At 73.9% G+C, this 13,110-nt stretch carries 13 protein-coding genes; 5 read left to right on the top strand and 8 right to left on the bottom strand.

Features of this window, described 5'->3' with window-relative positions; genetic code table 11:
* Nucleotides 1-49: 49 nt before the first annotated feature.
* The 3 genes from RMN56_RS09035 to RMN56_RS09045 form a co-directional block, all read right to left on the bottom strand.
* Entirely contained in the window at nucleotides 50-1,336 is a 1,287-nt protein-coding gene (locus RMN56_RS09035; RefSeq protein ID WP_313723384.1) for an MFS transporter, read from the bottom strand.
* A 76-nt stretch (nucleotides 1,337-1,412) separates the two neighbouring features.
* Nucleotides 1,413-1,862: a MarR family transcriptional regulator gene (locus tag RMN56_RS09040; protein WP_262283240.1), complete on the bottom strand. Its 450-nt coding sequence runs from the start codon at nucleotides 1,860-1,862 to the stop codon at nucleotides 1,413-1,415.
* Between the two features lie 62 nt (nucleotides 1,863-1,924).
* Nucleotides 1,925-3,406 carry an NCS2 family permease gene (locus RMN56_RS09045; protein WP_313723385.1) on the bottom strand — a complete coding sequence of 494 codons (1,482 nt, stop codon included), beginning with the start codon at nucleotides 3,404-3,406 and terminating at the stop codon, nucleotides 1,925-1,927.
* Between the two features lie 89 nt (nucleotides 3,407-3,495).
* Here RMN56_RS09045 and RMN56_RS09050 point away from each other — a divergent pair, with 89 nt between their 5' ends.
* The gene (locus tag RMN56_RS09050) at nucleotides 3,496-3,756 is read left to right on the top strand and encodes a DUF2530 domain-containing protein (protein WP_313723386.1); all 261 of its coding nucleotides are present in this window, start codon (nucleotides 3,496-3,498) and stop codon (nucleotides 3,754-3,756) included.
* 21 nt (nucleotides 3,757-3,777) lie between these two features.
* Here RMN56_RS09050 and RMN56_RS09055 read toward each other — a convergent pair whose 3' ends face one another.
* Nucleotides 3,778-4,617, bottom strand: a complete 840-nt coding sequence (locus tag RMN56_RS09055) for a DUF3027 domain-containing protein (protein ID WP_313723387.1) — start codon at nucleotides 4,615-4,617, stop codon at nucleotides 3,778-3,780.
* An 87-nt stretch (nucleotides 4,618-4,704) separates the two neighbouring features.
* On the opposite strand from RMN56_RS09055, the gene RMN56_RS09060 reads away from it, so the two are divergent.
* Both RMN56_RS09060 and RMN56_RS09065 read left to right on the top strand, forming a co-directional pair.
* Nucleotides 4,705-6,303 carry an MFS transporter gene (locus RMN56_RS09060; RefSeq protein ID WP_313723388.1) on the top strand — a complete coding sequence of 533 codons (1,599 nt, stop codon included), beginning with the start codon at nucleotides 4,705-4,707 and terminating at the stop codon, nucleotides 6,301-6,303.
* Nucleotides 6,300-6,950 (top strand): futalosine hydrolase, encoded by a 651-nt coding sequence (locus RMN56_RS09065; protein WP_313723389.1) that lies wholly within the window; start codon nucleotides 6,300-6,302, stop codon nucleotides 6,948-6,950. The genes RMN56_RS09060 and RMN56_RS09065 overlap by 4 nt, the downstream gene beginning before the upstream one ends.
* Here the strand turns inward: RMN56_RS09065 and RMN56_RS09070 are convergent.
* Nucleotides 6,922-7,743, bottom strand: coding sequence for a GNAT family N-acetyltransferase (locus RMN56_RS09070; protein WP_313723390.1), 822 nt, complete (start codon nucleotides 7,741-7,743; stop codon nucleotides 6,922-6,924). The genes RMN56_RS09065 and RMN56_RS09070 overlap by 29 nt on opposite strands.
* A gap of 763 nt (nucleotides 7,744-8,506) precedes the next feature.
* Here RMN56_RS09070 and RMN56_RS09075 point away from each other — a divergent pair.
* Nucleotides 8,507-9,337, top strand: a complete 831-nt coding sequence (locus RMN56_RS09075) for a 1,4-dihydroxy-6-naphtoate synthase (protein ID WP_313723391.1) — start codon at nucleotides 8,507-8,509, stop codon at nucleotides 9,335-9,337.
* Here RMN56_RS09075 and RMN56_RS09080 read toward each other — a convergent pair.
* Together RMN56_RS09080 and RMN56_RS09085 are read right to left on the bottom strand one after the other, a co-directional pair.
* Complete coding sequence (locus tag RMN56_RS09080; RefSeq protein WP_088997128.1) at nucleotides 9,298-9,684, bottom strand: cold-shock protein; 387 nt, start codon at nucleotides 9,682-9,684, stop codon at nucleotides 9,298-9,300. The two genes, RMN56_RS09075 and RMN56_RS09080, sit on opposite strands and share 40 nt — an antisense overlap.
* 28 nt (nucleotides 9,685-9,712) lie before the next feature.
* Nucleotides 9,713-10,336, bottom strand: a complete 624-nt coding sequence (locus tag RMN56_RS09085; RefSeq protein WP_313723392.1) for an HAD family hydrolase — start codon at nucleotides 10,334-10,336, stop codon at nucleotides 9,713-9,715.
* Nucleotides 10,337-10,397: 61 nt separating this feature from the next.
* On the opposite strand from RMN56_RS09085, the gene RMN56_RS09090 reads away from it, so the two are divergent.
* Nucleotides 10,398-12,869 carry a helicase-associated domain-containing protein gene (locus RMN56_RS09090; RefSeq protein WP_313723393.1) on the top strand — a complete coding sequence of 824 codons (2,472 nt, stop codon included), beginning with the start codon at nucleotides 10,398-10,400 and terminating at the stop codon, nucleotides 12,867-12,869.
* Here RMN56_RS09090 and RMN56_RS09095 read toward each other — a convergent pair.
* Entirely contained in the window at nucleotides 12,866-13,102 is a 237-nt protein-coding gene (locus tag RMN56_RS09095) for a hypothetical protein (protein WP_313723394.1), read from the bottom strand. The genes RMN56_RS09090 and RMN56_RS09095 overlap by 4 nt on opposite strands.
* Between the last annotated feature and the right edge of the window lie 8 nt (nucleotides 13,103-13,110).

A 13,110-nucleotide genomic window follows, 5' to 3' on the forward strand; every position in this document is an offset into this window, starting at 1 on the left:
AAGGACCGGTCCCCTCGGTCGGGAACCGGTCCTTCGGGCGGTCGACGGGTCACTCCGCTCCGGGCGACACCACGTAGAAGCGCGGCATGGGCAGCACCCGCATCCGCAGCCGGGCGCCGGAGCGGCGCAGCTGCCAGGTGAGCGCCAGCAGCGCGGCGGCCAGCGAGATCAGGCCACCGGTCCAGATGCTCGCGCCGGCCCCGAAGGTCTCGGCCACCCAGCCGATGATCGGCGCGCCGACCGGGTTGGTGCCCAGGAAGACGAGCACCCACAGCGCCATCACCCGGCCACGGAAGGCGGCGTCGACGCCGAGCTGGACCCGCTGGTTGGCGGCCTGGGCGAAGAAGACCATGAAGAACCCGGTGGGCAGCAGCAGCGCCACCACCAGCCAGTACGACCCGGCGAGCCCGACCAGCGTGCCGAAACTGGCACAGCCGACCGCCGCGCCGAGCACCAGCCACACGCTGGGCCGGCTGCGCCGCCCGGTACCGGACAGGGCGCCGGCCAGCGCGCCGACCGCCAGCGCGGTGGTGAACAGGCCGAACGAGGCGGCACCGGTGTGGAACACGGTCTTGGCCAGCGCGGCGAGGGTGAGCTGGAAGTTGAACAGGGTCATCCCGACCACCGACATGAGCGCCATCGGCAGCAGGATGTCGGGGCGCCGCGCGACGTACCGCAGGCCGTCGACCACCTTGGCCTGATCGCGCTGGCCGGCCGGCGGCAGGTCCTTGCGGTACAGCTCGTCGGTGCGCATCCGGACCACGTTGATCAGCGGGGCGATCGAGCTGAACGCGGTGATCAGGAAGACCGGGCCGACGTCGAAGGCGGCGATGGCCAGGCCGGCGACGGCCGGGCCGAGGATCCGGGCCGAGTTGAAGGTGGCCGCGTTGAGCGAGAGCGCGTTCGGGAGCAGCGGCATGCCGACCAGCTCGGAGACGAACGCCTGCCGGACCGGGGTCTCCACCGCGTTGAACACCCCGAGCAGGGCGGCGAACGCGAAGACGTGCCAGAGCTGCACCAGCCCGGTGACCACCAGGAGGCTCATCGCCAGCGCCAGCACGGTCCAGAAGATGTTGGCGATGAAGAGCAGCATCCGCTTGTCATAGCGGTCGGCGAGGCGACCGGAGATTAGCGTCAGCAGCAGCACGGGGGTGAACTGGAGCGCGGTGACCACGCCGAGCGCGGTCGCCGAGTTGCCACTGAGGTCGAGGACGAGCCAGTCCTGGGCGATGTACATCATCCAGACGCCGATCAACTTGATCAGCTGTCCGGTGGCGAAGAGTCGGTAGTTGCGGACCCGTAGGGACTGGAACATCGTGCTCAACTTGGCCTGCACTCTTGGTGCGCCTCCTCGCGATCATGTACGCCTCATCCACAACGGACGAAGCGGACCGCAGGACGCGGGTACCCGCTCAGGCGCGAGCGATGCCCTGGAGGATGTCGGCGGCGCGCCGCAGCGTGTCGCGTTCCTCCTCGGTCAGGGCGGCCAGCCGGCTGGCCAGCCACTCGTTGCGGGCCCGCTCGAACTGCTCGAGTACGGCCCGTCCTCCTTCGGTTGCCGCCAGGATGACCTGCCGTCCGTCGGTCGGGTGGGGGGTCCGCTGCACGAGGCCGCGGTCCTCCAGCTTTGCGACGATCTTGGTCATCGTGGGCGGCTGCACCCGCTCGACATCGGCCAGCTCCCGGGGTGTCAGGGCGCCCGCCAGGTTGAGGCTGGTGAGCGCCGAGAGCTGGGTGACCGTGAGGTCGCCGACCGGTCGGGCCTGTCGGACCCGCCGGTTGAGTCGGGTGATCGCATCACGCAGCTGAGGGGCCAGCTGCGCCGGTGGCACGCGTTTCGCCGTCACCGTCCGCTCCGTCACGTTAGTTAGCTTAACTAATGAGCCTGGCTAACGACATGCGATATGACCAGGCTCACCAGGGGTCAGAGGACCACGGACTCGATCGGCCCGCGCAGGAAGTAGAGGACGAACAGCGCCGCCACCCCGTACAGCAGGGGGTGGACGTCCCGGAAGCGGCCCTTCGCCAGCTTCAGCAGCACGAAGGTGATCACCCCGGCGCCGATGCCGTTCGAGATCGAGTAGGTGAAGGGCATCAGCACGATCGTGAGGAACGCCGGGATGGCGATCTCGTAGTCGGTCCAGTCGATCGTGCGGACCGCCGTCATCATCAGGAAGCCGACCACCACGAGGGCCGTCGACGCGGCCTCGAAGGGCACCACCACCGCCAGCGGCGCGAGGAACATGGCCAGCAGGAACAGGCTGCCCGTGACCAGGTTGGCCACCCCGGTCCGGGCGCCCTCCGCGACACCGGCGGCACTCTCGATGTACGACGTGTTGCTCGACACCGAGGCCGCGCCACCCGCCGCGGCGGCGATCGAGTCGACCAGCAGGATCTCCCGGGCCCGTGGCGGGGTGCCCCGGTCGTCCAGCATGTCGCCCTCCTGGCCGATGGCGACCATCGTGCCCATGGTGTCGAAGAAGTCCGTGATCAGCAGGGTGAAGACGAACATCAGCGGGACCAGCCAGCCGACCCGGGTCCACGAGTCCAGCACGTTGAAGTTGCCGAGCAGCGAGAGGTCCGGAACGTCCACCACCTTCGCCGGCAGCTCGGGCACGTTCAACGCCCAGCCCTTCGGGTTCGGCTTCCCGTCGACGAACGACGGCCCGATGTTGCCGATCGCCTCCACCACGATCGCCAGCACGGTGGAGGCCAGGATGCCGATCAGGATCGCGCCGCGCACCCGGCGTACCACCAGCACCAGGGTGAGCAGCAGACCCACCACGAAGACCAGCAGGGGCCAGCTGACGATCCGGCCGCTGATGCCCAGCCCGACCGGGACCGTGGTGTTCGCCGCGTCCGGAACCCGCCGGACGAACCCGGCGTCGACCAGGCCGATGATCGTGAGGAAGAGGCCGATGCCGACGCCGATCGCCGTCTTGAGCTGGGTCGGCACCGAGCGGAACACCGCCGTACGCAGCCCGGTGAGCACGAGGATGCCGATCAGCACCCCCTCGATCACCACGAGGCCCATGGCGTCCGCCCAGGTCATCTGCGGTGCGATCTCGAACGCGACCAGCGCGTTCACGCCCAGCCCGGCGGCCAGCGCGATCGGGAACCGGGCCACGACCCCCATCAGGATCGTCATCACGCCGGCAACCAGCGCCGTGGCCGCCGCCAGCGCCGGGATGGCGAGCTTGCGCCCGTCCCCGTCGACCGCGCCGCCCAGGATCAGCGGGTTCAACACCACGATGTACGCCATCGTGAAGAACGTGGCCAGCCCGCCCCGGACCTCCCGGCCCGGCGTCGACCGGCGGGCGGAGATCTCGAAGAAGCGGTCGAAGGCGTTGCGCGGGTGCGCGGGATCGGGTGGGGTGCCGTGGTCCGGCGGCGGCGCGATGGCCATCGGGTCCTCACATGTCGATCGACCGGTTGTCGCGCGCATCGTCCCAGATCACTCGCGGGCAGGGAAGAACGATCGCGTACGCTGGGCGGGTGCCCCAGGAGCAACCGCCGCGGCCCGAGCCGCTCGACCCGCCGATGGTGCCGTTCGCCCTCGCCGGGCTGGTCGCCTGGGCGGTGGTCGGGCTCGTGCTGCTGCTCTTCTTCCGCGACTGGCTCACCGCGCACGGGCATGAGAACTGGCTCTGGACCTGCCTGGCCGGTTTCCTGTGGGGCTTCCCCGGGCTGGCCGTGATGATGCGGCACGACGCCAACCGGCGCCGCCGCCGGGGAGCCACCGCCCGTCAGGGCTGACCGCCCGTCAGAGCTGACCGGTCAGGGGTGGCCGTACGGCTCCGCCGGCTCGGCCGCCTCCACCGAACCCGGGGCCCGGCTCACCGACATCGCCTCGACCGCGCTGTCGTCGTAGACCGTGGGCAGCTCGTCCACCGGGCTCTCCGCCGCCTCGATCAGCGTCTCCGAGTGGGCGCCGCAGCCGTGGTCGGCGCTGACCACCCGGCCGTCGTCGGGGGCGTAGAAGTTGCCGCAGGCGCCGAAGGACTGCCGCAGCGCCCCGGCGAGCGGCAGGTAGAAGCCGCAGGTGCCACAGCGGGCGGCGGCCGGCGCGGCCACCGAGATCGCGGCGTTGGGGCCGTGGTCGCCGTCGTACCAGCGCTGGGCCGCGTCGGTGCGGCCCTCGCGGGACATCACCCGGGCCCGGCCGAGGCCCAGCTCCCAGGCGGTCTCCTCCACGGCCGGGTCGTCGGAGAGCAGGTAGCCGGGGGCGAGCCGCTCGTCGTCCGTCGGGGTGGGCAGCAGGTCACCGGGGCCCAGGTCGCCCGGCTTGAGCCGCTCCTGCCAGGGCAGCCAGCCCGGGGCGAGCAGCGCGTCGGCGCCCGGCAGCAGCACCGTCTCGCAGATGGTGACCGTGCGGCTGCGTGGCACCCGGGTCACCGTGACGGCCCAGCGCCAGCCCCGGTAGCCGGCCAGGCGGCATTCGAAGTAGTGGGTGACGAGCCGGTCGCCCTCGGCGACGGCCTGGAGGTGATCGCCGACGTCGGCGGGGTCCACCTCCGTGATGGCGGCGCGCGCCACATCGACGGCGGCGGCGCACACCTGGTCGAGCCGGGGAGCGCGGGCGGAGGCGGGCCTGGTCACCGGACCATTGTTCCCCATGCCTGCCGTCGGGTGACAGGCACTCCCCGGAGTCGTTCTCTCCGGGTGATGCGGCACGCGTGGATCAGATGGGCGAGGATGGGACACATGCCGCTGTCCTCCCGCTCCGGCCGGTCCGTCCTCGGGCGGACCGTCGGCACCGGCATCCGCGCCACCCGCGTCCTGCTCCGGGGCTCGCTGCACGGCGGGCGGTGGATGACCCGCCGGGCCGGCACGGCCCGGGCCCGCAGCGCCGGCAACGAGGTCGGCATGGTCCGCCTCTTCGACCTGCACGCCCTGTCCTGCGCCGGGGACACGCTGATCGCCATCGGCCTGGCCGGCACGATCTTCTTCGACGTCCCGCTCGGCGAGGCGCGCAACAAGGTGGCGCTCTACCTGCTGGTGACCATGGTCCCGTTCGCCATGCTCGCCCCCGTGGTCGGCCCGCTGCTGGACCACTTCCGGCACGGCCGCCGCTACGCGCTCGCCGCCACCATGCTGGGCCGGGCCTTCCTGGCCTGGCTGATCTCCGACTACATCGGCGGCTTCGGGCTCTATCCCGCCGCGTTCGGTGTCCTCGCCCTCTCCCGGGCGTACGGGGTGGCCCGCTCGGCCGCGGTGCCCCGGCTGCTGCCCGAGGGGCTCGGGCTGTCGCAGGTGGGTGCCCGGGCCAGCGTCTACGGCACGGTGGCCGGCGCGCTGGTCGCCCCGATCGGGCTGGCCGCGTTCTGGTTCGGGCCGCAGTGGCCGCTGCGGGTCGCCTCGCTCATCTTCCTGATCGGCATGATCATCTCGCTGCGGCTGCCGCCGCGGGCCGACTCGGAGCCGCCGGAGCGGGTGCCCAGGCCGCTGCGGGCGCTGCGCCGCCGGGACGGGGAACGCCCGCTGGGCCGGGGCCGGCCCGCCGGCCGGCTGGTGATCGCCACCCTGATCGGCGCGGCGGCGCTGCGCGGGCTCTACGGCTTCCTGCTGCTCTTCCTGGCCTTCGCGATCAAGGCCGGCGACCTGACCACCGACTTCTTCGGGCGGGACCTGGGCGCCCAGGGCGCGCTGGGCCTGGCCGGCGGGGCGCTCGCGGTGGGTACCTTCCTGGCCACCGCCATCGGCACCCGGCTGCGCATCCACCGCCCGGCGGCCATCCAGTCCAGCGGCACGATCGTCGTGGCCGGGGTGGCGGTGCTCGCCGCCCTGAAGTTCTCGCTGCCCATGGTGGCGCTGCTCTGCGTGGTCACCTCGCTGATGAGCGGGATCGCCAAGCTCGCGGTGGACGCCTCCATCCAGGAGCGGATCCCGGAGCGGCTCCGGGCCAGCTCGTTCGCCCACTCGGAGACCGCGCTGATGTTGGCCTTCGTGGCCGGCGGCGGGCTCGGGCTGGTCCCGTTCACCGGCCCGATCGGCGTGGCGATCGCCGCCTGCGTGGCCGCCCTGGTGGCCGCCCGCGGGGTGCTGGTGGCCACTCGGCTGCGCGGCGAGCGCCTGGTCGGCCGCCCGCTCGGCGACGACGAACTGGCCACCGGGGCGGGTACGGAGTTCGACGACCCCGCCCCCACCTCGCCGGCACCGCCCCGGACCGACCCGCCGCGTCCCACCGACGACGACGAGCTGTCACCGCCCGGGTTCCACATCTACCGCCCCTCGTCCTCCGTCGGCGGGCCGGGCGGCAGCGACGAGGAGAACCGGCGGGAGCCCCGGGGACCGGTGGCGTGACCGGGTTGCTGGTGGTGACGGCGGTCCCCGCCGAGGCCGACGCGATCCGGGCGGGCCTCACCGACCCCACGGTCACCGTCGCGCCGGTCGGGGTCGGCCCCGCCGTGGCCGGCGCCGCCACCGCACGGCTGCTGGCGCTCGCCGAGGCGGCCGGCAAGCCGTACCGGGCGGTGGTCAGCGCGGGCATCGCCGGCGGCTTCGTCGGCCGGGCCCCGGTCGGCGGCACCGTCCTGGCAAACCGCAGCGTGGCAGCCGACCTGGGCGCCGAGTCCCCCGCCGGATTCATCCCGCTGGAGGAGCTGGGCATGCCCCCGGAGCTGCTCGGCGGCGGCAGCGCCGTACCCGCCGACCCGGGCCTGCTGGCCGCCCTGCGCACCGCCCTCCCGGAGGCCACGGTCGGCGCGGTGCTCACGGTCAGCACGGTGACCGGCACCGCCGCGAGCACGGCGGCCCTCGCCGATCGGCATCCGGACGCCGTGGCCGAGGCCATGGAGGGGTACGGCGTCGCCGTCGCCGCCACCCACGCCGGCCTCCCCTTCGCCGAGCTGCGCACGGTGTCCAACCCGATCGGCCCCCGCGACCGCGGCTCGTGGCGGATGCGCGAGGCCTTCGCCGCGCTCACCGCGGCGGCGGCCGCCCTCCGCTGACCGGCCGGTCGAACCGCAACGCCGCCGGCCGGCTCGCCTCCAGCTCGAAGCCGCACGCGAGGAGGAATCTGGCGCCAGCGCTCTCAGCGATCGCATGCGCCGACCGCACGCCGGCCCCGTCCATCTCCCCCAGGAGCGCGGCGACCAGCCGCCGTCCGATGCCCAGCAACCGGTACGCCGACGCGACGAGCACCCCGTCCAGCACCACCTGCCGCTGGCCCGGCTCGGGATGCCCGATGAGCAGGTCGCTGATGCGTTCGTGCGCGCGCAGCTCACCGACGAGATCACCGTCGGGCAGCTCGGCGACAAACCGCCAGGAGGTCGACGGCAGCGCCGGATCGACGTAGCGGCGCACCACATAGTCGCGGCGCACTGCCTCGCGCAGCCGCTCCCGGTCGCGCACGGTGCGATCGAGCCGGAACGTCACGGCGGGCAACGGCGGCCAGCGGTTGGATGGCACCTTGAACCAGTGCGCCCACCAGGCGCCGGGCCAGTCCTTCGGCTCCCGCACCTCGCGGGCGTCCACGTGCGCGGGGCAGTGCCGGCCCGCCGCGTCCCGCAACCCTTCGTGCGGCACCGGCGCCAGCTCACCGGTCACCGGCCCCTGGAGCACGATCCGGCCGGCCACGGCCCCGACGAGGCGTTCGACGGTGCGGAAGCTCGGATCCGCCGACCGCCCCGACTCGATGCGGGCGATCGTGGGCTGCGGCACTCCGGACTTCCCGGCCAGCTCCCGCTGGCTCAGATCAGCCGCGCGGCGCAGCGACCGCAGGGTCGCAGCCAGGTCGGTCACGGACTCTCCACCGGTCACCGAGCCATGTTCTTGCGATGCCGCGCCGCTCTTCAACCCGGGCCTGTCCACCTGTGGATAACCATGTGGAAAACCCCGCCGCCTGGGGACGGACGAGGTCGCTGGCGACTACAAGCTTGATGACGTGGGTGAGTCAGGACCTCGGACAGGTGATCCCGCTGGACCTCGCGGACGGCTACAAACTTGATGACGTGGATGAATCAGGACCTACGGCAGGTGATCCCGCTGGACCTCGCGGACGACTACAAACTTGATGACGTGGATGAGTCGGGTCCCCGGGCTTGACTGCTACGGAGGCCATAGATCGGTCCGGCGTGACGGGCCGCCCGACGGTCGAGCAGCGACACCGGAGAGCCGGACCTCAGCGCCGATGCCCCGCATCCGGCACACAGGTTGTCACGGACTGCCGCGATCCGTCCACGTCATCAAGTTCCTAGCCACTGAACAACAGTCGCCAAGTCGAACCGGCGAGCCCTACTCCGAACGCCAGCACCCGCACCCCCGTACCCTGCACCGTCGCCCGTCGCCCGTCGCCCGTCGCCCGTCGCCCGTCGCCCGGCGCAAGGCGTCCGGCGCACGGCGGCTGGCGCACGGCGTCAACCGGCCGCCGCGATCCGTCCACGTCATCAAGTTCGTAGCGGCTGGACCGGCGGCGCCGGGGGTCACCGGCGCGCGCGACAGGTCGCCCGTCACAGCGGCGGGCCGGGGTGGTGGGCACCGGAGCGGGCGGGGTTACGGTGGGGGCGTGGCGCTCTCCCTCGCGATCTCGCCCTGCCCCAACGACACGTTCGTCTTCGACGCCCTCGTGCACGGCCGGGTCCCCGGCGCACCGGCGGTCGAGGTGACCTACGCCGACGTCGACGTCACCAACACCGCGGCCGAGCGCGGGGCGTTCGACCTGGTGAAGGTGAGCTACGCGGCGCTGCCGTGGCTGCTCGACGACTACCACCTGCTGCCCTGCGGGGGCGCGCTGGGCCGGGGCTGCGGCCCGCTGGTGCTCACCCGGGGCGACCGGACCGACCTGTCGGGCGCGACGGTGGCGGTGCCGGGTGAGCGGACCACGGCGTACCTGCTGTTCCGGCTCTGGGCGGCGGAGCGGCCGCCGGCGCGGATCGAGGTGGTGCCGTTCCACGAGATCATGCCGGGGGTGGCGGCCGGGCGGTACGACGCCGGGCTGGTGATCCACGAGGCGCGCTTCACCTACCCGCGGCACGGGCTGACCGCCCTGGTCGACCTGGGCGAGTGGTGGGAGGGCGACACCGGCCTGCCGATCCCGCTCGGCGCGATCCTGGCCCGCAAGGGCGCGGTCGACCCGGTCGAGGCGGCCGCCTGGATCCGCGAGTCGGTCCGGCAGGCGTGGGCCGACCCGGAGGCCAGCCGGGAGTACGTGCTGGCGCACGCGCAGGAGATGGAGCCCGACGTGGTAGACCGGCACATCGGCCTCTACGTCAACGAGTTCACCGCCGACCTCGGAGAGGCCGGCTTCGCCGCCGTGGAAGCGCTGCTGGGCCGGGCCGCCGACGCCGGGCTCGTCCCTCAGACCTCCAGCTCGCGCGCCACCGCGTGGACCAGCTGAGCGATCTTCTGCGCGGTCTTCCGGTCCGGGAAGCGGCCCCGGCGCAGGTCCGGCTGGACCTTCGCCTCCAGCACCTTGATCATGTCTTCGACCAGGCCGTGCAGCTCCTCGGCCGGCCGGCGGCGCAGCTCCGCCACCGACGGCGGCGCCTCCAGCAGCTTGACCCCCATCGCCTGAGCGCCCCGCCGGCTGTCCACCACGCTGAAATCGACCCGCTGGCCGCCCTTCAGGTCGGTGACACCCGCCGGTAGCGCGCCCTTCGGCAGGAACACGTCGCCACCCTCGTCACTGGTGACGAACCCGTATCCCTTGGCCGCGTCATACCACTTCACTCGACCCGTCGGCACCTGAAAACCCCTGCTTCGCTCGGAACCTCTACCCCTCCAAGGCTAGCCGGATGATCCGGTCGAGCGCCGCCGGGAATCCGGTGAGGTCATCCAGCACCACGTGGGCCCCGGCCGCGCTCAGCTCCTCCCTCGTGCACGGGCCGGTCGCTACTCCCACGCCCGGGATTCCCGCAGCTTCTGCGGCGGCCATGTCGGCCACGTGGTCGCCGACGTAGAGGGTGGCGCCGTGCTCCCGCAGCGCGGTCGCCTTCTGCTCCGCGAACAGGTCGCCGGCCAGTTCGTCGACGGCCAGGCCGAGGTGGTCCAGGTGCAGCTTCGCCAGCCGGCCCATCTTGGCGGTGACCACCATGACCCGGCCGCCGTGCGCGTGCACGGCCGCGATCGCCGCCTCCGCGCCGGGCATCGGGAGGGCCGGGGTGATCGCGTACGCCGGGTAGAGCTCCCGGTACGCGATCACCGCCTCCTCGACCTGCTCCGGCGGGAACCAGTGGGCGATCTCGGTGCGCAGCGGCGGCCCGAGGCGGGAAACCGCCAGGTCGGCGTCGACGGGCACGCCGGTGCGCGCGGTCAGCGCCCGGAAGGCGGCCGCGATGCCGGGGCGCGAGTCGACCAGGGTCATGTCGAGGTCGAATCCGACCATGAGCGGGGGCATGTCGAGAACGTACCCGTCCGAGGGGCGCGACCGGCCCCGGCCGGGCTAGCGTGGAACGACGATGACCACCTCATTCGCCGACCACCTGCGGACCCTTCCCGACGAGTCCCTGGCCGCCCTCCTCCAGCTGCGGCCGGACCTCGTCGTGCCCGTGCCGGCAGACGTCTCCGCCCTCGCCATCCGCGCCCAGTCGCGGGTCTCCGTGGCGCGGGCGCTCGACGGGCTGGACCAGTTCACCCTCCAGATCCTGGACGCCGCCCGGCTCACCCGAGACCCGGAGGGCGGCGGCACCGCCACCGAGGCCATCCTGGCCCTGGCCACCTCCGGCCCGCACCCGCCCGCCCCGACCGCGGTCCGCGGCGCGGTGGACCGGCTCCGCGCGCTCTTCCTGTTGTACGGGCCGGAGCACGACCTGCACGTGGTGGGCGGCGTCGACGAGGTGTCCCCGTACCTGGCGGGCCTGGGCCGGCCGGCCGCGGAGCTGGACCCGCGGGCGGCGGCCGTGTGCACGGACCCGGCGAAGCTGCGGCGGACGCTGCTGGCCGCGCCGCCCTCGGCCCGGGCGATCCTGGACCGGCTCGCCGCCGGCCCGCCGGTCGGCAGCGTGCCACCGGGCGCGCTGGAGGCCCCCGCCACCGGCGAGGAGGACATCCTTCCCCCGGACCTGGTCAACGGCGGGGCGGCCACCGGTTCCCCGATCCGCTGGCTGGTGGAGCACCGGCTGCTCGTCCGGATGTCGGCCGTCAAGGGCGGCGGCACCGTCGAGCTGCCCCGCGAGGTGGGGCTGCTGCTGCGCCGGGACACCGGCCCGCTCGGCCCGCTGCGCACCAGCCCGCCCGAGGTGTCGAGCCCGCCGCGGGAGGCCAAGTCCGTCGACTCGGCCGGCGCCGGGCAGACCATGGAGGTGGTCCGGCACACCGAGGCGCTCCTGGAGGCCCTGGCCGCCGAGCCGGCCCCGGTGCTGCGCTCCGGTGGCGTGGGCGTCCGCGACCTGCGCCGGCTGGCTCGCGGCCTCGGGCTGGACGACCCGACCACCGCCCTGATCTTCGAGGTGGCGTACGCGGCCGGGCTGGTCGGGGAGCTGGACCTGACCGGGTCGGCCACCAGCCGGTACGGGGGCGACCAGCAGATCCTGCCCACCGGCGGGTACGAGGTGTGGCGGGCCGCCTCGCTGGCCCAGCGCTGGGAGCAACTGGCCCGGGCCTGGCTGACGATGACCCGCCAGGTGGGCCTGGTCGGCCAGCGCGACGACCGGGACCGGCCGATCGCGGTGCTCTCCGCCGAGGCGGAACGGGCCGGCGCGCCGGCCGCCCGGCGCTCGGTGCTCGCCGTGCTGGCCGACCTGCCCCCGGCGACCGCCCCGACCCCCGACGAGGTGCTGGAGCTGCTGGACTGGCGGGCGCCGCGGCGCGCCCGGGGCCGGGAGGGAACGCACCGCGAGGTGCTGGCCGAGGCGGCCCAGCTCGGGGTGACCGGGCTGGGGGCGCTGACCTCGTACGGGCGGCTGCTGCTCGCCGAGCTGAACGACGCCGACGAGCGGGCCGACGACCCGCTCGGGCTGTACTCCGAGACCGAGTCGGGCGAGCCGTCCACCGCCGTCCGGGCGCTGGACGCGCTGCTCCCCGCCCCGGTCGACCACTTCCTCGTGCAGGCCGACCTGACCGTCGTGGTGCCCGGCCCGCCCGACCCGGCGCTCGCTGCCGAGCTGGACGTGGTGGCGGAGCACGAGTCCGCCGGCGGGGCGAGCGTCTACCGGGTCACCACGGCCAGCGTGCGGCGGGCCCTGGACGCCGGCTACTCGGCCGACGACCTGCACGCGCTGTTCCGCCGCCGGTCGCGTACCCCGGTGCCGCAGGGCATGAGCTACCTGGTGGACGACGTGGCGCGCAAGCACGGCGGGCTGCGGCTCGGGTCGGCGGGCGGCTACGTGCGCAGCGACGACGAGGCGCTGCTCACCGAGGTGCTGTCCGACAGGCGGCTGGAGTCGCTGGCGTTGCGCCGGCTGGCCCCGACGGTGCTCGTCACCCCGTACCAGGTGAACCGGATGCTGACCGCGCTGCGCGACGCCGGTTACGCGCCGGTGGCCGAGGACGCCGGCGGCGCGGCTGTGCTGGCCCGACCGAAGACCCGGCGGGCGCCGGCCCGGGTGCCGGCGGCCAGCCGCAGCCTCGATCCGCTGGCGGCGCCGCGGCTGCCGATGCCCCGGCTGCTCGGGGTGGTCGAGCAGATCCGCCGGGGCGACGCGGCGGCCCGGGCGGCGCGGCGGGCCCCGGCGGTGGTCCGCGGCGGGACGGCGCGTACCGGCCCGGGGCCGGCGCACACCCACAGCGACGCGCTCGCCGTGCTCCAGCAGGCGGTACGGGACAAGGCGCTGGTCTGGGTCGGCTACGTCGACGCGCACGGGGCGACCGCGTCCCGGCTGGTCCGGCCGGTCTCGATCGGGGCCGGCTACCTGCGCGCCGAGGACGATCGCACGGAGATGCTGCACACGTTCGCGCTGCACCGGATCACCGCTGCGGTGCTGGAGGACTAGTCCCCGTTGCGGCGCAGGGTGCCGACCACCGAGACGGCGAGCAGCAGGGCGAACGCGGCGCCGGCCGACTCGCCGACGGAGTCGACGAAGCCCTGCCGCTGCACGAGCAGCCCGAACAGGAACCAGCCGAAGATGCCGGTGGCGGCGGCCGCGTAGCCGACCAGGGCCGCCGGTGAGACCTCCTGCTGGCGCGCCCGGTCGTCGTCGGGAAGCACGTCATGATCGACGGTCATCTCCAGCC

The sequence above is a fragment of the Micromonospora halotolerans genome (assembly GCF_032108445.1).
Lineage (GTDB): Bacteria > Actinomycetota > Actinomycetes > Mycobacteriales > Micromonosporaceae > Micromonospora > Micromonospora halotolerans.